This is a genomic window from Mesorhizobium sp. AR02, assembly GCF_024746835.1.
Lineage (GTDB): Bacteria > Pseudomonadota > Alphaproteobacteria > Rhizobiales > Rhizobiaceae > Mesorhizobium.
Map to the genome: position 1 here is coordinate 7,104,269 of NZ_CP080531.1, position 19,025 is coordinate 7,123,293.

Below are 19,025 nucleotides of genomic sequence, written 5' to 3' on the forward strand. Positions count from 1 at the left end.
ACCATGAAACCGATCATCCGCGCGCTGTCGCTGGCGGAATTGGCCGACCTCATCGACTGGGCGGCTGACGAGGGCTGGAACCCCGGTCTTTACGACGCGGCGATGTTCCAGGCGGCGGATCCGGAGGGGTTCATCGGTGCCTTTGTCGGCGACGACATGGTCGCCGCGATCTCGGCGGTGGCCTATGGGCACGATTTTGGTTTCATCGGCCTCTACATCTGCCGTCCGGACATGCGCGGCAAGGGCTACGGCAAGGCGGTGTGGACCGCGGGCATGGACAGGCTGGCCGGGCGCACCGTCGGACTCGATGGCGTCGAAGAGCAGCAGGCCAACTACCGGAGCAAAGGGTTCAAGCCGATCTACGAGACCATCCGCTACAGCGGGCGCCCTGCGGCCCTGCCCGTCGACACCGGGCGGCTTCGCATGGTGACCGCGGAGCCGGGGCCCGACATCACCTGGTACGACGCGCTTTGCTTTCCCGCGCCCCGGCGCTCCTTCCTGCAGCAATGGCTGCAGCCGCCACATCATGCCCTGGCGGCGATCACATCGCGGGGAACGGCCGGCTATGCGGTGGCCCGCCCCTGCCGCAGCGGCTTCAAGGTCGGCCCGCTCTTCGCCGACGATGTGCAGACCGCACTCGAATTGCTCGGGGCGCTGGCGAGCGCGTGCGACGGCGGCGAATTGAACATCGACGCCCCGGCCACCCAGGTAGACTTCATCGCGGCGCTCGAGGCGGCAGGTTTCTCACCGACCTTCAGCACCACCCGCATGTACAAAGGCACGCCGCCCAAGCTCGATGCCAAGAGGATATTCGGCGTGACGACGCTGGAGCTGGGATAGGCCGAGCGCCTCGCCGAACAGCGATTCTGTCAGGCCGCGGAGCGCCGGCCCGGCGTGCCCGGCGGCTCGTGGCCAAGCGGCGTCACCAGCGTCAGGTCGGGGTAGCCGCTCTCGATCAACTTGACCGCGGCCTTCGTCACCTCGTCGTCCGGCTCGAGCATGGACAGGAACACTTCCGTGGCATCGCCGCCCAGGCGGCTGATGCCTTGCGCATCGGCCGGCCCGCATTCGACCACTACGAGATCATAGGCGGTGGTCAGCGACTGCATGATGATCGGCAGCCGGTCGGCGGCGCGCATGGCGCGGACCGGATCGGCGGTGCCGACGGGAATGACGTGACAGTCGGAATAGAGATCGGCATGGATCACATCGCTGAACTGCGCCTGCGAAGCGAGCAGATCGGTGATGCCCGGGAAAAGCCCGCTGTCCAACATCGGCCTCGAGGCGGCGCCCGAGGCGGTCAGGTCGAGCAACAGGACGCGCAGGCCGGCGTCGGACACCTCGCGTGCCACCAGGATCGCCGATGCGGCTGCCTCGTCGCCTTCGGGCGACACGAATATGGCGCGCGCGGCCCCGCTGGCGATCAGCTTTTCCGCGGCCTTCTCGATGTCGATCTCACCGAGCACCGAGCGTGGCCGCTGGACCTCTACGACAGGCTCCGGCTCGGAGACCGATTCGGCTTCCGCGACAGGCTCAGCCTTGGCCACAGGTTCGGTCGCGGCAACAGGTTCGGGCTCGGCAACGGGCTGCGGCTGCACCATCTCGGAATCCATGACCGTTTCGGGCCATGGCGTCTCGGCGGCACGATTGGCGAATTCGCTGGCGACGGCCGGCTCCAGACGGACAGATGGCTCCAGGGGAGCAGCCGGCTCCTGCCGGGCAGTTGCCGGCATCGCCACTTCGTCGATCGGCGCAAAACGGGCACCCGTGGCCGGGCGCATGGCGCGGCCCGAGAAGAGTTCCTTGAGCAGCGTGAAGACCGCCGCCAGCAGAAGCGAAGCCGCGGCGGCTGCACCAACGATCGGCCCGACCTTGGGGAAATACGGCTCGGAGGGAACCGAAGCCGGTGAGGAGACACGGGCGTCGACCGGCACATAGTTGCGGTCCTGACGCGAAGCTGCCTCGCGGTAGTTGGTCAGATAGAGTTCGAGCTGCTGGCGCTTGGCGGCGGCATCGCGCTGCAGCGCGTCGAGACCGACCTGCTCGTTGCCGGCCTGCGCCGATGCTGCCTTCAGTTGATTGACGTCGGAGATGAGCTGGCTCTCGCGCGCCTTGGCTGCGTCGGCCTGCATCACCAGGCCCTTCATGACCTTCTGGGCTTCGCTGCGGATCTGCGCGTCGAGATCGGCCAGTCGTGATTTCGCGGCGCGAACGCGCGGATGGTTGTCGAGCATTGTCGTCGACAGATCGGCGATGGTCGCGCGCAGCTCGACCTGCCGCTCCCGCAGACGCTGGATCAGGTCGGACGACAGCACTTCCGGCAGTGAGTCAAGCGAGCCGCCATTCTGCAGCGCCTTGCGCACGCTGTCGGCTGTGCCTTCGGCCGCGGCGCGATTGGCGCGCACCCGCGACAATTCGGTCGACAGCTCGGCCAGCTGCTGGGTGGCCAGGGTGGCATTGTTGCCGCCCATCAACAGGTCTGATTGGCCGCGGTAGGCCGCGACCTTGGCCTCGGCATCCCTGACCTGTTTCGACAGGTCGGCGATCTCAGGCGCCAGAAAGTCCGCGGCGGCGCTGTTCGATTCGCTCTTGGCCGCGCCCTGCCCGGCAATATAGGCAGCGGCAATGGCATCGGGGATGGCGGCGGCGAACTTGGGATCCTCGGAGGAGAACTCGATGGCAATGATGCGGGTCTTTTCAACGCCAAAGACGTTGAGCTTCTCGCGCATCTTCTTCAGGACACGCTCGTCGAGAGGAACATCCGTCGGGTCGTTCTTAAGCCCAAGGAGGACCAGCACGCGGCTCAGGTACGACATGTTGATCGCTTCGTCGAACTCAGGCAGTCGCGACAGGCCGAGTTTCTCCGCCACCTGCTTGAGGATTTCGTTGGACGAAATGATCTGGACCTGGGTGGCGACGCCCTGCTCGTCGAGGATCGGCTTGTCACCGTCATTGTTGCTGCCGGCCGGACGGGTGTAGACGGATTCACGCGGGGCGATTTCGATCTGCGTCTGGGCCTTGTAATGCTTTGTCGCGAACGATGCGAAGGCAAACGCCAGGCCCGTCACCACCAGGACGAAGAGCAATATGCGCAGCCAGTTCCTCGCCAGGCTGGCGAAGAGCTGCCTGAGGTCGACGTCGACATCTGCGGCCGCGGACTGAACGGACATGCATCCCTACTCCGAAACTGGGTCAGGATGCACCGTAAACAACTATGGTAACTCAGCCGTTAAGATCGCGGTAATACTCCGTTAGGGATTACTGCAGGCACCCAAGAAAATCGATAAAAATGGCAAAACCCTTGCCGGCGCGAGCCGTATCGGCCGGCTCCTTTACCCGGCCATTAACCCTAACAGGATGATAACGGACCCGATCCCAGATGTTTGCTGCGACGCCGCAGCGGCCAGTCGAAGGTACGTATCCGGTCATGAAAAGCACTGCTCCCCTCTTTCACGCTCTGCTTGCCGTATCGATGCTCGCCGGCTGCTCCAGCTACCGGCCGACGCCGGCTGCCTTCCACGAAGTCCTTGACCAGCCCTATCGTCTCGGCGCCGGCGACCGCATCCGCGTCACGGTGTTCGAGCAGGACGGACTGACCAACACCTACAGTGTCGACCAGTCCGGCTACCTCTCCTTTCCGCTTGTCGGTGCCATACCGGCGCGTGGCCACACCGCGCAGCAGATGGAAAAGGAGATCGCCGACAAATTGCGGCAAGGCTATCTGCGCGATCCCGATGTCTCGGTCGAGATCGATCGCTACCGGCCGATCTTCGTCATGGGCGAAGTGGGAGCTGCCGGCCAGTATTCCTATGTGCCCGGCCTGACCGTGCAGAAGGCCATCGCCATTGCCGGCGGCTTCTCGCCGCGCGCCAACCAGGAAAGCGTCGACATCACCCGCGACATCAACGGCAAGGTGATGACCGGCCGCGTGGTCACATCCGATCCGCTGCTGCCCGGAGATACCGTTTACGTCCGCGAACGCCTGTTCTGACAGACACCACGTGGCGGACAAGCTCAGGATCGTCCACTGCTTTCGTTCACCCGTCGGAGGAATTTTCCGGCATGTGCGCGACCTGACGGAAGCGCAGGTCGCCGCCGGTCATGTGGTCGGGATCGTCTGCGATTCGACCACCGGCGGCGAATTCGAGGAGCGCCTGTTCGAGCAGATGAAGGATATGCTGGCGCTCGGCATCCATCGCACGCCGATGCAGCGCCATGTCGGCCCGGGCGATCTCGCCTCGGCCCGGCGCACCTACAGGATCATCAAGGAATTGCGGCCGGACGTGTTGCACGGGCACGGCGCCAAGGGTGGCGCTTATGCCCGTCTGTTCGGCTCATTGTTGCGGGTATCAAGGTCTCGCGTAGCCCGCCTTTATTCGCCGCATGGCGGCTCCCTCCACTATGACGAAACGACAGCCACCGGGAAGCTGTTCTTCGCGCTGGAGCGCTCCATGGCGCGCTTCACCGATTGCCTGCTGTTCGTCTCGGACTATGAGCGGCGAACCTATCGCAGGAAGGTGGGCGAGCCGCCGATCCCGAACACGCTCGTCTACAACGGACTGCGCGCCGTCGAATTCGAACCGGTCATCATCGCATCCGATGCGGCTGATCTGCTCTATATCGGCATGATGCGGGACCTGAAGGGACCCGACATCTTCATCGATGCCCTGGTCGCCGCCGGTCCCCGGCTTGGCCGGGCGCTGAGCGCGGTTATGGTCGGCGACGGTGACGACCTGCCGCGCTACCACGCGCAAGTGGAGCGCCTGGGGCTTCAAGGCCATGTCCGCTTCTTACCGCCAATGCCGGCCAGAGAAGCCTTCGCGCTGGCGGCGCTGGTGGTCGTTCCATCCCGCGCGGAAGCCATGCCCTATATCGTGCTGGAGGCCCTTGCCGCGGCAAGACCCATGATCGCCACCTCCGTCGGCGGCATACCGGAGATTTTCGGTGCCGGCTCCCCTGCCCTGATCCGCCCCGATCCGGTCGAACTCGCCGACAAGATGAGCGAGGCGCTGGCCGACCTTGCCGCCTACAGCAAACTGATGCCCGACGGCGCCGGCCTCAGGGCACGCTTCGGCGCCGACGTCATGGCCGCGGAAATCGAGAAGGCCTATTTCGCCGCGCTCGACAGGTAACCCCCAAGCCTTTCCAAAGCCACGTGTTGTTTCAAGGGTTTCTTAGCTCTCTTTTGCTATTCACCCTGGGGAAGCTTGCGGACTGTTCCATGAATGAGATCGATCCCGCGCGCCGCTTTTCACCTGAAGCGGTGCGTAAATTCGACGGCCCTACCGATGGCAATGCGCCCGGCGGCATGAATGACGTTGCCCGACAGGTCGCATCGCAATACCGGCGCGATACGATGTCGCCGATCATGGTCAGCGGCGTCCTGCGCATGGTCGAATTCGGGGTGCTGTTCCTTTCGGGGCTGTGCGTCTATTTCTACTATGTCGGGTTCTTCAATTACCTCGCCTGGCAATATCCGGTGACGATGGCCGCCGCGTCGTTTCTCGCCGTGGTGCTGCTCGATGTCACCGACTGCTACCAGGTCGTCTCCCTGATGCGGCCGATCGCCAATTTTGGCCGGATCCTGTTGGCCTGGGCCGGCGCTTTTGCGCTGATGGCGTTGACGGCCTTTGCCATGAAGATGTCGGAAGACTATTCGCGGCTGTTGTTCGGCACCTGGTTCGTCGTCGGCTTCGTCCTCCTCTTCGGCCTCAGGCTGGTGATGTCGAGACTGATCCGGCGCTGGGCACGCGATGGCCGCATGGAGCGGCGCGCCGTCATCGTCGGCGGCGGCAAGGCGGCGGAAGTCCTGATCCGCTCGGTCGAGAAGCAGCCTTACAACGACATCCGCATCTGCGGCATCTTCGATGACCGCTCAGACAAGCGCTCGCCGCCGATCGTCGCCGGCTATCCCAAGCTCGGCACCATTTCGGAACTGATCGAGTTCGCCCGCATCGCCCGCATCGACATGCTGATCGTGTCGCTGCCGCTGACCGCCGAAACGCGCGTGCTGCAGCTGTTGAAGAAGCTGTGGGTGCTGCCGGTCGACATCCGGCTGTCGGCGCATTCCAACGCGTTGCAGTTCCGTCCGCGCGCCTATTCCTTTATCGGCTCGGTGCCGATGCTCGACATCTTCGACAAGCCGATCAATGACTGGGATTCGGTCGCCAAGCGCGCCTTCGATATCGTTTTCTCGCTAATCGGCATCATCGTCTTCTCGCCGGTGATGCTGGCGACCGCGATCGCCATCAAGCTCGACAGCAAGGGACCGGTGCTGTTCAAGCAAAAGCGGCACGGCTTCAATAACGAGATCATCGAGGTCTACAAGTTCCGCTCGATGTACACCGACCGGTCGGATCCGACCGCCAAGCAGACCGTGACCAAGAATGATCCGCGCGTCACCCGCGTCGGCCGCTTCATCCGCAAGACCTCGATCGACGAACTGCCGCAGTTCGTCAATTCGCTGCTGGGCTCGCTGTCGCTGATCGGCCCGCGCCCGCATGCGATCGCCGCGCAGTCGCACAACCTTCTCTACAACGAGGTGGTCGACGGCTATTTCGCCCGCCACAAGGTCAAGCCCGGCGTCACCGGTTGGGCGCAGATCAACGGCTGGCGTGGCGAGATGGACACCAACGAGAAGATCCGCATGCGGACGGAATACGACCTCTACTACATCGAGAACTGGTCACTGCTGTTCGATCTCAGAATCCTGTTCCTGACGCCGATCCGGCTGCTCAACACGGAAAACGCCTATTGAGCGCGATTTCCCACGAGCTGCCACTGGGCGCGGTCAACGCCAAGCTGATCGCGCTGATTTCTTCCAGTGCGGTGGTGTTCGGCATCCTTCTGTCCGGCTTCGTCATCAGCGAGCCGGCGCCTTACGAAATCTACATGGCCGGGCTGATCGCCATCTGGGCGCTCTTCGGCTTGCGGATTTCGCGCGCGGCCATGCCGCTGCTGGTGCTGCTGGTGACGATGAACATTGGCGGCATGATTTCCATGACGCAGATGGCGGACCTCGCCTTCACGCCGCTCTATCTCTCCGTATCGCTGTTTCTCGCCTTCAGCGCGGTGTTCTTCGCATCCGTCACCGCCACGCAGCCAGGCCTCTACCGGCTGATCTTCAATGCCTATGCCGTCTCGGCGGTGGCGACCTCGCTGCTCGGCATAGCAGGCTATTTTCACGCCTTTCCCGGCGCCGAAATGTTCACCAAATACGATCGCGCCGCCGGCGCCTTCCAGGACCCGAACGTTTTTGGGCCTTTCCTGGTGCTGCCCGGCATCTATCTGCTCTATCTGATCCTGACAGGTTCGGTCTCGCGCATGCCGCTGCTGGCGGTGCCGCTGCTGACCATCACATTGGGCATCTTCTTCTCCTTCTCGCGCGGCGCCTGGGGCATGTTCGCCGTGTCGGCGGTGCTGCTCACCGGCTGCCTGTTCCTGCAAAGCGCCAGCGGCAAGTTCCGGCTGCGCGTGGTGATCATGACCATCGCCGCACTGTCCTTGCTGACGATCGCCATCATTGTCATCCTGCAGCTGCCCGGGGTGTCGGAGATGTTCGCCAACCGCGCGCATCTCGAACAGAGCTATGACACCGCCCGCCTCGGGCGCTTCGCCCGCTATGGAATCGGCTTCCAGATGGCGATGGAGCGTCCGTTCGGCATCGGGCCGCTGGTCTTCGGCAAGATGTTCGGCGAGGACACGCACGACATCTGGCTGAAAATGCTGATGGATTATGGCTGGCTCGGCTTCGTGTCGTTCCTGACGCTCGTCGGCTGGACCATAGCAGCCGGGTTCCGCATCCTGCTGCGCGACCGGCCGTGGCAGCCTTATCTCCTGTGCGCCTATGTCGCCTTCATCGGCAATATCGGGCTCGGCACCTTCATCGACATCGACCACTGGCGTCATATGTATCTGCTGCTCGGCCTGATCTGGGGTGCGATCGCGCTGGAATACCGCCATCAGCGGCTGTTGCAGCCGGCATTTCCGGGCGTATCGCCGATCGCGCGATAAACGCCGAATTTCGGTTGACCCGAACGGGGTTATCACGATACATCGCGACCGGTCCGGAGTGTAGCGCAGCCCGGTAGCGCACTTGACTGGGGGTCAAGGGGTCGTCGGTTCGAATCCGGCCACTCCGACCATTTTACAACAAAGGACTTATCCCCAAAGTCCTGCCGAGCAGATGCCGCAGACAAGCGCCCAGGGTAACAAGCGGGGTATAGTCGCTGGCTCTCGCTTCGCCCGGCAATCCTGAATGATATCCGAATCAGCCAGCGGCACCTTGCCTTTCTTGATGGCCTGACTCAAAGTTGGCTCCTCTGCACGGTCGGGGATGCCATCCGCAGCAGACCGGGGGATGGTGTATGCTCAGAAGACTTCATTTCGAAAACTTCAAATCATGGCGTGAAGCGACTGTCGATTTCGCTCCGATTACCGCCTTCTTCGGCGCGAACTCGTCTGGCAAAAGCAGTATCATCCAGTTCCTGTTGATGCTGAAGCAAACGAAGGACTCGCCCGACCGGAACCTGGCTCTCGATTTTGGTGGTGACGACTCCCTGGTCGACTTGGGATCTTTCCCAGCCGCGGTCTACCGACACGATCTGGAATCGCGAATCCGTTGGAAACTTGATTGGTCGGCCAAGGACGAGATCAAGATTTCAGACCCGTCGGGAAAGCGAATTGACGTTCTTTTGCGAGGCAATGACCTCTCCATTTCATCGGAGGTTGGTCTTCGCAATCAAGCCGTTGTCGCAGAAGATCTGTCATACGATTTCTCGGGAGCGCACTTCGAACTCAAACGAGATCCTAACAGATCCGAGTTTCATCTGAGTGCATCAGGCGCCGACTTCCGCTTCATACGCGTTCCCGGCCGAGTGTGGACGTTGCCGGCCCCCACCAAGTCTCATGCATTTCCCGATCAGGCTCGAACCTATTATCAAAACTCGCAGTTCCTGAGTGAGTTCGAAACTGCGTATGTCCAGCAGATGGACGAAATCGTCCATCTGGGACCTCTGCGTGACTTCCCGAAGCGACAATACATTTGGGCCGGTTCCACGCCGGTCGATGTCGGACGCCGGGGCGAGCGGACAATCGACGCGATTCTGGCGGCCACAGCACACAACGAGGAGCGCAACGTCAAACCCAAGTCGCGCCTACGACCGTTTCAGGAGATGGTCGCTTGGTGGCTCAAAGAAATGGGCCTCATTGAGAGCTTCGAGGTAAAGGAAGTTGCGGCAGGATCAGGCCTATATCGCGCCTTCGTCCGACGCGACTCGAAATCTGCCGAGACGCTGATAACAGACGTCGGCTTCGGCATCTCGCAAATATTGCCCGCTCTCGTCTTGCTCTACTACGCTCCCAAAGGATCCACAGTGATTCTTGAGCAGCCGGAAATTCATCTCCATCCGGCCGTTCAATCCGCTTTTGCAGACGTGATCATCACGGCGAGCAAAGTTCGTGGCATACAAATTATTATCGAGAGTCATAGCGAACATATTCTCCAACGGATTCTGCGCAGAATTGCCGAAGGTGCCAAATCAAATTACCCCGAATTGACGCCCCGAGACGTCAAGATGTACTTCACACAATCAAAGAATGGCGCGTCGTCGTTGGAACCACTTGAGGTTAACCTCTTTGGCTCCATCGAAAATTGGGCAATTATCGGCTTGACGTACCAAGGAATTAAGTCCTATGATTCGTGGTGACAGGCCGGCACTAGGTGAGCGTTTGATTGATGTCACACCTGAAATGATTGATGCGGGATTGGACGAGTTCCGCCAGCATCAATATGACGGTGATGTGCGGCACATGTTAGAGTCGATCTACCGCGCGATGGCTTATGCAAGCTTCTCGGCTTCGGCCACCAGCCCTTCTAGATAAGTGACGTTTAGTTCGGCTACGGCGACCGGGGACGTTGATTGGAGTGGAACACCAAGATGGTGGGTCGGGGGATTGTATGTTCGGTCGCCCCTTGCACTTATGGGAACCAGAACTGTGGTCGATGGTGTACGCCGAACTTTAACGGGTTTCCCATCAAGAGATGTCACTCGCAAGTCGGCAGGTGGCGGGCCTCCCACAAACCCGATCGCTGTTGCGAAATTAGTCATGACAACATCGCGAAACGGTCCGCCGTCAAGGCGGATGGAATTGCTGTCGCCCTCGCCGGAAATACCGATGTCGTGTCGTTCAGGTTCGAGATGCACGGCAGAGCCGAGCCCGTGTTCATCGTCGTTTCTAGCTTCAAACATATATTGAAGCAGGGGGTCGCTTTTGCGGACTTGTTTCTTGGATCCAAGCCATTGCATCGACTGTGGCGATCCCTTTGCCCCTTGCTCCAGAACGGTATAAACGTTCTTGGAGGATGTCAGGACCACATACCAACTATCAGAGAAGTCATCAAAAGTGCGACTGGACCGCAATGCGGCCAGCGCCTTTTGCGCAACGCGAAGTCGCCCCTTAGCTTTTTCTACAGCGGACTGGTTCATGACAGAATCTCCTAAAGACAAAGACCAGGATAAGGCCGACGAGCGCCGCGACGAGTTGGCGAAGCGCGTCTTGAATACGCCGCCACAGCCCAAGCACGGCAAGCCAAACGAAAAGAAATCAGCGAACGGAAAGCGCGATGAGCCTCATTCAAAGAGAGATTGACCGGATTCGCGCTGCAATTGCCGTAGGTGGCGATCGTGCCGGTGAACTCTATGCCGCCCAGCAAGCCCTTGAGTGGGCACTGGAGCCGGGCGGCATAAAGTCGCCTTACGCCATGATCACTGGCACTCAGGAAGGCTCAGCAGGTTATCCCGCACCGTCGAATCCCGCGTGGTGCGGATGTGCTTCCGGTGCCCAGCGGGGCTGACAACGATTACGTTGGCTTCTATGGTCCCGACCCTAACGTAAAAATCTTCGTGGTCTGGGCCGCTGCTTTCGATCCGAGCGATAACCACCTCGACGGGCAGTTTCCACGGGATTCCAGCATCGCCAACGTGGGTTATGTGCTCGACGGAACTGTCGCGATTAGGCTTGTTGATGCACTTGATTTGAAAACGTCCTGCCATGTTAGAAAAAGTCCTTGTGTGGGGCCACAGGACGGCTTGACGGAATCACCGGTAGGTTTAGTTTGGCGATTGAACATGTGCCTAGCCGTCCTGTGGCTGGGTTGCATCAAACGGCGGTGACTACGAATCACCGCCGTTTCCAACTTTAAGGCCAAATCAACCGTGGAGTCCCCCGTTTCAGGGTTTCCCACACGGTTTTTTGTTCCCTTTTCGTTTCCTTAAACGGAGAAGCTTTCGCGCCTTCTGCTTAGGCGTGACTGGCTTCGTCAACCCGCCGATAGGTCAGACGTTTGCCGACCATGCCCTTGATGGCACGTTCGCAGCGCTCGGTGTCGGTGACGCCAAGGCCGACGCGGTTGTTGTAACGGAAATCGAACTCGGCAAGGTAGCGGTGCAGATGAGCTTCGCTCACCTGATGATACACGCCATTGATGCCGCGCTTAAGGATCGAAAAGAAGTTCTCGGCGGTATTGATGTGCATGAAACTGCCAAGGCGGACATACTCATTTGCCGAATGGTTCACGGTGCCATGGCTGGCGTATTCCTTGCCGATCTTCGGATAGACGGTGCTCTCGTCAGTCATAAATGCACTGGCGCGGTCGGCGGTGGTCACGATGATCGGGCGCACCGTTTCGGCGGTCACATTGGCAATATGGAATGAGGCAACGCGCCCGTCACGCTCGACCAGCGAAAGGACGGGTTTCTTTGGAGCGGGCTTGCGGTGGGCGCGGTTCTTTGCCTTGCCGCCGACATAGGCTTCGTCAACCTCGACAACCTTGTTCTTGCCGCCAAGCGGACCGGACGACTTAGGATCGTCGCGCATGGCTTCACGAAGGCGATGGCAGAGGAACCAAGCGCTTTCGTAGGTGATGCCAAGCATGCGGTGCATCTGGTGAGCGGACATGCCTTTCTTCGATGCGGTCAACAGGTGCATCGCGGCAAGCCAGACGTTGATCTTGATGTGGCTGCGCTCCATCAGGGTGCCAACCGTCACGGAGAATGGCTTGCGGCATTCCTTGCACTTGTAGACGCCCGGACGAGTGGACTTGCCCTGAAGCTTGGTAATGCGGTCCGGATTGGCATTGCCACAATGCGGGCAGTTCGGACCATGGGGCCAATGAAGGCTCTCAAGGTGTTCGCGGGCCTTGTTCTCGTCAGTGTAGATCGGGTCGGTGAGTTTCATGGGATTGCCTCTGAATTTGAGGCAATCTTATCAAAGTGAGCCGTGGTACGTCAAGCCGATAATTGCCGAAAATTGGCCGCCCGATTTCTTCGGTGACCAATTCGGCGAGATTGCCGCTCGGGATAAGGCGGCAATTCTGAAACGAATGAGCGGATCGTGATAGTTGTCGACGAGAACGTGCCGATCGTCGCCAATGAGGCGACGAAATCGGCAACTCAACGACTTGCGCCGCAAGCAGACGATGCCTGCATCCTCGCTTCGATCAATCGGTTGGAGGAGATCGTGAAAGGCGAGATCGTGCTGCTGGACGAGGCAGGCGCTGTGATGTCGGCTTATCGAGCCAAACTCAGCGGGAGTGGCATGCCTGGCACCGGAGATGCGTTCTTGCGGCATCTGTCAGATCGCCAATACGATCCATCCAAAGTTCGCATCGTGCCGCTGGAGGAAAACGCTGCGCGGGTCTACACCGCTTTTCCTGCCGACGAGGCACTAAAGAAATTTGATAAGGCCGATCGAAAATTTGTAGCCTTGGCTGCATCGGTTGCCGGCTCTCCAATAGTCAATTCCGTTGACAGCGACTATTCCCATCATAGCCAGGCTCTCATCAACGCCGGAATTGTCGTCGAGGAATTGTGCCCGCAATGCCTGAAAGCTCCGCCTGCGAATTGAAAGCCAGGCGCGGTTCTTGAGCAACGGTCAGAGGGTCCTCTGCTGAATTTCCGGTGCCCGAACTAAAGAAAATCAGCGACTTAGCCCGACAGTCCTGACCAATTGATCGCTCCAAAACTGGTCAGGGTATTTGTCTGGTAGCCGCACAGGCATTGTTTCACATTGGATGACCGATTTTCCGGTAAGGTGGGGAAGATGCAGAAGCTTGTTACAGTCAAAAATTCTGTTGTCGAGCTGCTTTCCGTCGGCGTTTTCGGGGCGATGTCAGGAGCGGTTATCTTTGCTTTCTTGGCCGACAGAATCGCATCGACGGCTGAATATGCGACGTTGCTAAGTGGCTTCGGTGGTGCGGTCTTGGGATCCGGTATGAGCGCATTCGTGGCTCTCGTGCTTGCAAGGCAGACATCGAAGGAAACTCTGGACAGGGACATTCGAGCTCGAAACGCCGAGCAGCAATCTTACGCTCTCCGCCTGATGGTGAAGGCGTCCTTGATCTTAAGCGATGTTGTTGCCATCCAGCGGTCAATCGATTCGTCACTTTCAGACGCGAACGACCGGAATCTGACATCGCAACCTCTATGGAAGCGTATTCTGCCGATTGTTGGAAGCTACCAGCTTTATGACGTCGATGCTGCTGAGTTGTCGCCTCTGATCGCCGCAAAAAACAGTGGCCTTATGCAGTCTGCCGTCACGCTTTTCATGCAGCATCGAAACCTGATCGAGGTGGTCAAGGTGTACAGCGAAAAACGGGATCTCGTTAAGAGTTACATTACGCATCACATCACGGCCGCAGACGGCGTTATCACGTCGGGATTGACAGAGGCAGACGTCTCTCGTTTGGCGCCACTGGAGATGGAACTTGAGAGCCTCGCCAAAGGCATCCGCGAGATGATCCCTAACCTTATCAGCCTGGGAGAACAGGTTACCTATGGCATCGGACCGGCGATGAGGAAATTTTATGAGAACAGTGAGTTCCCTGTTTTCGCACCAATAGCTCCATCCGGGCAGCCCGCCGACCCGCCAACAGCCACTGCCGCGGTGGCAGATTGACCTGCCTGCGGCTGATCGAGAATGTTGGCTGCCCCGCTCTGCAGGCCCGTGACACGGCCAAGCTTGCCGGCTTCCCAGCAAACACGCCTCTATGATGATAAGTGTCACCTAACCCTGGCAGACATCGACCCATTCAGCACCGATAATCTCGGCCATCCGCTGCGGTGCAATCCGTACCGCCGCGTTGGTGGCGCCTGCCGCAGGCACCACCTCGTTGAATTCGCGCAGCGACACGTCGCAGTAGACCGGCAGCGGCGACGGCAGGCCGAAGGGGCAGACACCGCCGACCGGATGGCTCGTGGCGGCGACGACTTCCTCCGCGTCCAGCATGCGCGGTTTGCCGCCGAACTGGTCCTTGAACTTGCGGTTGTCCAGCCTGGCGATGCCGCTGGTGACGACCAGCATGGTGCGCTCGCCGACGCGCAGGCAGATGGTTTTGGCGATTTGCGCCGGCAGCACGCCATGCGCCTCCGCCGCCAGCGTCACCGTCGCCGAGCTCGCCTGCGTGACGATGACCTCGATATCGGGCGCATGGGCGGCGAAGAAGGCACGAACAGAGTCCAGGCTCATATCAGAAAACCCACGATTCAAAGCCGACGCACGGCGGATGCAATTGGCGCAGATTTGGATGCCGCAGGTATAAACACGTGCGATCTGTAAATCGGCAAGTCCGGCCTGCCTGATAACGCCGTGGTGTCAACAAGAAACCCGCCAAGCGGGCCTTGGCGGGTTCTCCTGCATGCCTGGTGCTGGTCTAGGCCAGGGGTCGGCCCTGTGCGGCCGGCGTCGGTGTGGCGGAAGCGATGAGAGTGTCCTGAGGCATGCGAAGCGCGGATGCAATACGACGCAGCTTCGACGGATCGGCCGCCCGGCCGTTCTCCATATCCTCGATCTCCTCGACCGACAGGCCGCAGGTCAGGGAAAGCTCTTCCACGCTGTATCCGCGGGTTTCCCGCATGGCTCTGAGGGTGGTGTAATCCGGCCCGATCTCGCTGGCGAACGGTTCGGAGAGGGCATGGCTTTTTGCATTGTTGGGCATTGGCAACTCCGGTGGCTGAAAGCGTTTGATCAAAATGGAGTGTTGCCTGAGACGAGCAGGAACATGCCCGCTCGCCAGCGATTTGCCAAGAGCCAAAGGCCGTCACGCTATCGTGAACCGAATGCCTGCGAGGCGATCTCACCCGCGCCATCAAGTTCTTTTGAACACCCCGGCACCTTTTTGCCCGGAGGTTTCAGCCCACCTGTTCGTTGTTCTGATGCGCCGGCGTGAAAGCCATCCGGTTCCAGCCGGCCCGTTCCCAGAAGGATCTCTGCAATGAACTTCAAGACATTCATGGTCGTGCTCGGCGCGATCTCCAGCCTTTCCGTCGCTGCTGCAGGCGGCGCTCAAGCGGCGGACCCTTTGCGCGTGCGCGGCACGGTGGTCAGTTTCGAGCCATCGCTGCTGACCGTTAAAACCCGCCAGGGCGATACATCGGCGATCAAGCTCAATACCGGCTGGAAGATCTCCGGCGTCGCCAGCGCCTCTGAAAAGGACATCAAGCAGGGCGATTTCCTCGGCATCGCCTCCGTCTCGAAATCGGATGGCGGCAGCGGCGCCCTGGAAGTGGTGATTTTCCCCGCCGCCTTGAAAGGCACTGGCGAGGGAGACCGTCCCTGGGACCTGCAGCCGAACAGCCGCATGACCAATGGCACCGTGGCCGACGTCACCGACATAAGCGGGCGCGCCGTGACGCTGACCTACGACAACGGGCAGACCAAGAAGATTTCGATCCCCGACAGCACGCCCGTCGTGACCTTCGCCCCGGCCACGCCAACCGATCTCAAGCCGGGCGCGACGATCTTCGTTACCGCCCAGCGTGAGGCTGACGGAACGCTGAGTTCCAGCCGCGTCGTGGTGGGAAACAATGGCGTGATCCCGCCGATGTAGCCAAAACAGGCGGCAAGAGCCGGCTTTTCGGCCCTCGCAAAGATGTGACGGAAGCCGGCTTCCTTAGAAACAGTCCAGAAACAAAATTCTACAATCGGGAAATACTGACGAAAAAAACCAGGAGCGTAATCCGATACGCGGCAGCCGGGCTATCGACCCGATCTACATCTGCCTGCGAAAGAAGGAAACGATCCATGAAGAAATCCCTCCTCTCGGCCCTCGGGCTTGCAGCTGCAGTTGCTTTCACTGTGCCGATGATCGGTGCAACCAGCGCAGAAGCCGCCCCGATGGCAAAGCATCATCATCACCGTCACCACCATCATCATCGCCACCATCACTGGCACCACCACCATCATCATCACCACCACGTGAAGAAGATGGTGAAGAAGGCCTAAGCATACCGACTGCCAACGAGAAGACTGGCCTTGGCTTCTTGTTCAAGGCTGGTCTTCTCGTGGTTGTGCACTGCCAGCCCGACTTCAAACCGAGCCTGTCGAATTTCGCCTGACGATCCTGCTGGCCCAGGATTTTCGGCGCCGATACCGCGACGACAAGCGAAATCTTTCACGCGGCGCCAAATCGCGATACGGCAAGGCATGTTGCTGACCGGTGCACCGCGCCGGATAGGGCGTTCGCGAACAGGGCCAGGTATCCCCGATGACGGCCAAGGCCGATATCTCCCGGACAGACCGCATTGCCCTGTCGGTCGCCCGATTGTGGCTCACGCTTCGCCACCCCGCCCTTGTCGTGCGTTTCTTCCTGAAACTGGGCTATCTGCCCAATCCGGCCGCGCCCGTGCGCTACCATGAGCTGTTGCTCTGGCGAAAGATCCTCGACCGCAACCCGCTGTTCGTGACGCTGACCGACAAGCTGGCGGCCAAGGCCTATATCCGCGGCGCCTGCCCCGAACTCGCCTTGCCACGCACGCTCTGGTCCGGGCGCGACCCTGCCGACATTCCTCTCGACCTGCTGGCCGGCGATGTCATCGTCAAGACAAACCACGGCTGCGCGATGAACATATTCGTTGCCAATGGCGCCCCCAATCACGGCCTCATCGTCGCCAAGACGAGGCACTGGCTGAGAAAACGCTATGGCCGCCGCAATGGCGAATGGGCCTATTGGCCTGTCGTTCCCACCGTTTTCGTGGAAGAGCGGCTGGCGCTCTCCGGCGCAAGGATAGCAACCGACATCAAAGTGCATGTCTGCGGCGGTGAGGTAACGCATGCCTGGGTCGAGGATAAAGCCGCGAAGCGTTCGCTGCTTTTGGACCGGGACGCCAATCCATTGCCCGGGCGCGACCCGGACTATCCCCACGAGGATCAGGCGGTGCCCGTCAATGCGCAGCTTCTGGACTATGTTCGCCAGGCGGTATCGATCGCGCCAACCATCGCCGGCAACCTCGACTATATCCGCATCGACTTCCTGGTCACCGACCATTGTCTCTACGCCGGCGAGATCGTCGTCTATCCCGGCGCCGGCTATGGCACCACCACCAATCCGGCGTTCGCCGGCGAAATCGAACGGCTCTGGCGGCTCGACCAATCCGCCTTCCTGCGCCGCCCCCACAAAGGGGTTGTGCGCCTCTATGCCGACGCGCTCCGCGCCAGATGCCGGGCCGGCATCGCAAATGACGACGTCGGGGCCTAGCGCCGGCTGAACAGCAGGCTGGCGACCAGGCCGAGCACCACAAGGCCAACGGCGGCGGCCGCCGCCGGATGGTCGCGGGCCGATTTCTCGATCACCCTGCCCTGTTTGCGAATTGCCGGCATCGCATCCCGCAGACGCCCTGCAAGATCGGAATACGTGTCGAGAGCGGCATCGCGGCCGTCTTCATAGTAAGCGCCGCCACGCTTTGACACGGCCTTGCGCAACGCCGCGAGTTCCCTCGAGAGGGCCGCGACCTGCTTTTCGAGGTCGATGTCCGAAAGGGTTGAAAATGATGCCATCATGCGTTTCCTTGTCTTGCAGAAGGATGTCTTGCAGAAGGAAACGTAACGCCTCACCCCAAGTCGGGTTCCGGTCTTGAGGCTTCAAAGCACCTTTGGCGGCGGTCAGCGCACCTGGTCGAGCAGGCGCTTGCATTCCAGCAGGTCGAACAGCGCCTCCTGCAGCAGCGCGCGATTGTCACGCGAGAGTTTCGACGCGTCCGGCGGAACCGGACCTTCCTCATCGCTCTTGCCCAGGCCGAAAAAGCGGCGGCTGGGCTTGACCCTTGGCTGGCCAACCAGCTCATCATCGCCGCCGCGCGGCTGCGCTGCCGGCGTCAGCGGCACCTGGTCGGCCTGCTTTCGCTGCGAGATCGCCTCGACGGCGGCCATATCGCCATTGCCGATGGCGACGAGGAAATGATTGCCGTTTTCGCGCAGCAGCTTCTGCACGCCCTTGATGGTGTAGCCCTGGTCGTAAAGCATGTGGCGGATGCCCTTGATCAGCTCGACATCCTGCGGCCGGTAATAGCGGCGGCCGCCGCCGCGCTTCATCGGCTTGATCTGGTTGAAGCGTGTCTCCCAGAAGCGCAGCACATGCTGCGGCAGGTCGAGATCTTCGGCGACCTCGCTGATGGTGCGGAAGGCGTCAGGGCTCTTGTCCATGGGCGAAATCCTCACGCTGGAGCGTGACCCGGAACGGTATTCAGCGAGATCAGGCTTCAACAAAGAGAGAAGCTCATTCCATTTGCGCGGAATGAATCATACACCAAACACCAATCCGGCCATACTGCCGAATCGGGCCTTATTTCAGCGGTTTGTGAAGCAATATTCAAGCCCGGCGTCATGGCGGGGCCGGTTTTCAACCGGACAATGTAGGTTATTTGCCGCCCTTGGCCTTGCTGTTCTGATGAGAGCGCAAGATGCGGTTCTTCAACACGTTCGACGATTTGAAGGTCATCACCCTGCGCGGCAGGATCGGCACCTCTTCACCGGTCTTGGGATTGCGCCCGATGCGCTCATTCTTGGAGCGGACGTGGAATGTCGCGAAGGACGAAAGCTTGACCGTCTCGCCACGAACGATGGCTTCGCAGATTTCGTCCAGCACAGCTTCGACGAGTTCGGCGGATTCAGTGCGCGACAGACCGACCTTTCGATAGACGGCCTCCGCCAGGTCGGCACGCGTAAGTGTCTTTCCCCCCATGCGACCGTCC

At 60.4% G+C, this 19,025-nt stretch carries 22 protein-coding genes and 1 tRNA gene; 13 read left to right on the forward strand and 10 right to left on the reverse strand.

The window, feature by feature from the left end:
• Positions 1-3 precede the first annotated feature (3 nt).
• Positions 4-840 (forward strand): GNAT family N-acetyltransferase, encoded by an 837-nt coding sequence (locus tag DBIPINDM_RS38885; protein ID WP_258584327.1) that lies wholly within the window; start codon positions 4-6, stop codon positions 838-840.
• Positions 841-869: 29 nt separating this feature from the next.
• Here the strand turns inward: DBIPINDM_RS38885 and DBIPINDM_RS38890 are convergent, their stop codons facing one another.
• A complete protein-coding gene (locus DBIPINDM_RS38890; protein WP_258584328.1) occupies positions 870-3,170 on the reverse strand; it encodes a GumC family protein in 2,301 nt (766 codons plus the stop codon).
• A 257-nt stretch (positions 3,171-3,427) separates the two neighbouring features.
• Here DBIPINDM_RS38890 and DBIPINDM_RS38895 point away from each other — a divergent pair, with 257 nt between their 5' ends.
• The 6 genes from DBIPINDM_RS38895 to DBIPINDM_RS38920 all read left to right on the forward strand — a co-directional run bounded on the left by DBIPINDM_RS38895 (position 3,428) and on the right by DBIPINDM_RS38920 (position 9,707).
• Positions 3,428-3,991: a polysaccharide biosynthesis/export family protein gene (locus DBIPINDM_RS38895; RefSeq protein WP_258584329.1), complete on the forward strand. Its 564-nt coding sequence runs from the start codon at positions 3,428-3,430 to the stop codon at positions 3,989-3,991.
• Between the two features lie 10 nt (positions 3,992-4,001).
• A complete protein-coding gene (locus DBIPINDM_RS38900; protein WP_258584330.1) occupies positions 4,002-5,132 on the forward strand; it encodes a glycosyltransferase in 1,131 nt (376 codons plus the stop codon).
• A gap of 89 nt (positions 5,133-5,221) precedes the next feature.
• Positions 5,222-6,757, forward strand: a complete 1,536-nt coding sequence (locus tag DBIPINDM_RS38905) for an undecaprenyl-phosphate glucose phosphotransferase (RefSeq protein ID WP_258584331.1) — start codon at positions 5,222-5,224, stop codon at positions 6,755-6,757.
• Entirely contained in the window at positions 6,754-8,013 is a 1,260-nt protein-coding gene (locus tag DBIPINDM_RS38910) for an O-antigen ligase family protein (RefSeq protein WP_258584332.1), read from the forward strand. Before DBIPINDM_RS38905 ends, DBIPINDM_RS38910 begins: the two co-directional genes overlap by 4 nt.
• Before the next feature lie 54 nt (positions 8,014-8,067).
• Positions 8,068-8,144 (forward strand) — tRNA-Pro (locus DBIPINDM_RS38915).
• A 222-nt stretch (positions 8,145-8,366) separates the two neighbouring features.
• Positions 8,367-9,707, forward strand: a complete 1,341-nt coding sequence (locus DBIPINDM_RS38920; protein ID WP_258584333.1) for an AAA family ATPase — start codon at positions 8,367-8,369, stop codon at positions 9,705-9,707.
• Between the two features lie 132 nt (positions 9,708-9,839).
• Here the strand turns inward: DBIPINDM_RS38920 and DBIPINDM_RS38925 are convergent, their stop codons facing one another.
• Positions 9,840-10,487, reverse strand: coding sequence for a hypothetical protein (locus DBIPINDM_RS38925; RefSeq protein ID WP_258584334.1), 648 nt, complete (start codon positions 10,485-10,487; stop codon positions 9,840-9,842).
• Between DBIPINDM_RS38925 and DBIPINDM_RS38930 the strand changes: the two genes are divergently transcribed.
• Complete coding sequence (locus DBIPINDM_RS38930; RefSeq protein ID WP_258584335.1) at positions 10,486-10,650, forward strand: hypothetical protein; 165 nt, start codon at positions 10,486-10,488, stop codon at positions 10,648-10,650. The two genes, DBIPINDM_RS38925 and DBIPINDM_RS38930, sit on opposite strands and share 2 nt — an antisense overlap.
• A gap of 116 nt (positions 10,651-10,766) precedes the next feature.
• Here DBIPINDM_RS38930 and DBIPINDM_RS38935 read toward each other — a convergent pair whose 3' ends face one another.
• Together DBIPINDM_RS38935 and DBIPINDM_RS38940 are read right to left on the reverse strand one after the other, a co-directional pair.
• Positions 10,767-11,054, reverse strand: coding sequence for a DUF3892 domain-containing protein (locus tag DBIPINDM_RS38935; RefSeq protein WP_258584336.1), 288 nt, complete (start codon positions 11,052-11,054; stop codon positions 10,767-10,769).
• A 247-nt stretch (positions 11,055-11,301) separates the two neighbouring features.
• Positions 11,302-12,237 carry an IS1595 family transposase gene (locus tag DBIPINDM_RS38940; protein ID WP_258584337.1) on the reverse strand — a complete coding sequence of 312 codons (936 nt, stop codon included), beginning with the start codon at positions 12,235-12,237 and terminating at the stop codon, positions 11,302-11,304.
• A 156-nt stretch (positions 12,238-12,393) separates the two neighbouring features.
• On the opposite strand from DBIPINDM_RS38940, the gene DBIPINDM_RS38945 reads away from it, so the two are divergent.
• Together DBIPINDM_RS38945 and DBIPINDM_RS38950 are read left to right on the forward strand one after the other, a co-directional pair.
• A complete protein-coding gene (locus tag DBIPINDM_RS38945; RefSeq protein ID WP_258584338.1) occupies positions 12,394-12,906 on the forward strand; it encodes a hypothetical protein in 513 nt (170 codons plus the stop codon).
• Between the two features lie 195 nt (positions 12,907-13,101).
• Positions 13,102-13,956, forward strand: a complete 855-nt coding sequence (locus DBIPINDM_RS38950) for a hypothetical protein (RefSeq protein ID WP_258584339.1) — start codon at positions 13,102-13,104, stop codon at positions 13,954-13,956.
• Between the two features lie 108 nt (positions 13,957-14,064).
• Here DBIPINDM_RS38950 and DBIPINDM_RS38955 read toward each other — a convergent pair whose 3' ends face one another.
• From DBIPINDM_RS38955 to DBIPINDM_RS38965, 3 genes are all read right to left on the reverse strand, one after another.
• A complete protein-coding gene (locus DBIPINDM_RS38955) occupies positions 14,065-14,526 on the reverse strand; it encodes a YbaK/EbsC family protein (RefSeq protein ID WP_258584340.1) in 462 nt (153 codons plus the stop codon).
• A 184-nt stretch (positions 14,527-14,710) separates the two neighbouring features.
• Complete coding sequence (locus DBIPINDM_RS38960; protein WP_258584341.1) at positions 14,711-14,995, reverse strand: helix-turn-helix domain-containing protein; 285 nt, start codon at positions 14,993-14,995, stop codon at positions 14,711-14,713.
• Positions 14,996-15,102: 107 nt separating this feature from the next.
• On the reverse strand, positions 15,103-15,291 hold the full coding sequence (locus tag DBIPINDM_RS38965) for a hypothetical protein (protein WP_258584342.1): 189 nt from the start codon (positions 15,289-15,291) through the stop codon (positions 15,103-15,105).
• On the opposite strand from DBIPINDM_RS38965, the gene DBIPINDM_RS38970 reads away from it, so the two are divergent.
• The 3 genes from DBIPINDM_RS38970 (at position 15,272) to DBIPINDM_RS38980 (ending at position 17,533) form a co-directional block, all read left to right on the forward strand.
• Positions 15,272-15,886: a hypothetical protein gene (locus tag DBIPINDM_RS38970; protein ID WP_258584343.1), complete on the forward strand. Its 615-nt coding sequence runs from the start codon at positions 15,272-15,274 to the stop codon at positions 15,884-15,886. The two genes, DBIPINDM_RS38965 and DBIPINDM_RS38970, sit on opposite strands and share 20 nt — an antisense overlap.
• Before the next feature lie 194 nt (positions 15,887-16,080).
• Positions 16,081-16,281, forward strand: a complete 201-nt coding sequence (locus DBIPINDM_RS38975; protein ID WP_258584344.1) for a hypothetical protein — start codon at positions 16,081-16,083, stop codon at positions 16,279-16,281.
• A 262-nt stretch (positions 16,282-16,543) separates the two neighbouring features.
• Positions 16,544-17,533 carry an ATP-grasp fold amidoligase family protein gene (locus DBIPINDM_RS38980; RefSeq protein ID WP_258584345.1) on the forward strand — a complete coding sequence of 330 codons (990 nt, stop codon included), beginning with the start codon at positions 16,544-16,546 and terminating at the stop codon, positions 17,531-17,533.
• On the opposite strand, the gene DBIPINDM_RS38985 is transcribed toward DBIPINDM_RS38980, so the two are convergent.
• The 3 genes from DBIPINDM_RS38985 to DBIPINDM_RS38995 all read right to left on the reverse strand — a co-directional run bounded on the left by DBIPINDM_RS38985 (position 17,530) and on the right by DBIPINDM_RS38995 (position 19,015).
• On the reverse strand, positions 17,530-17,832 hold the full coding sequence (locus tag DBIPINDM_RS38985; RefSeq protein ID WP_258584346.1) for a hypothetical protein: 303 nt from the start codon (positions 17,830-17,832) through the stop codon (positions 17,530-17,532). The two genes, DBIPINDM_RS38980 and DBIPINDM_RS38985, sit on opposite strands and share 4 nt — an antisense overlap.
• A 105-nt stretch (positions 17,833-17,937) precedes the next feature.
• On the reverse strand, positions 17,938-18,477 hold the full coding sequence (locus DBIPINDM_RS38990) for a MerR family transcriptional regulator (protein WP_137929894.1): 540 nt from the start codon (positions 18,475-18,477) through the stop codon (positions 17,938-17,940).
• A gap of 214 nt (positions 18,478-18,691) precedes the next feature.
• Positions 18,692-19,015 carry an integration host factor subunit alpha gene (locus DBIPINDM_RS38995; protein ID WP_010915609.1) on the reverse strand — a complete coding sequence of 108 codons (324 nt, stop codon included), beginning with the start codon at positions 19,013-19,015 and terminating at the stop codon, positions 18,692-18,694.
• Between the last annotated feature and the right edge of the window lie 10 nt (positions 19,016-19,025).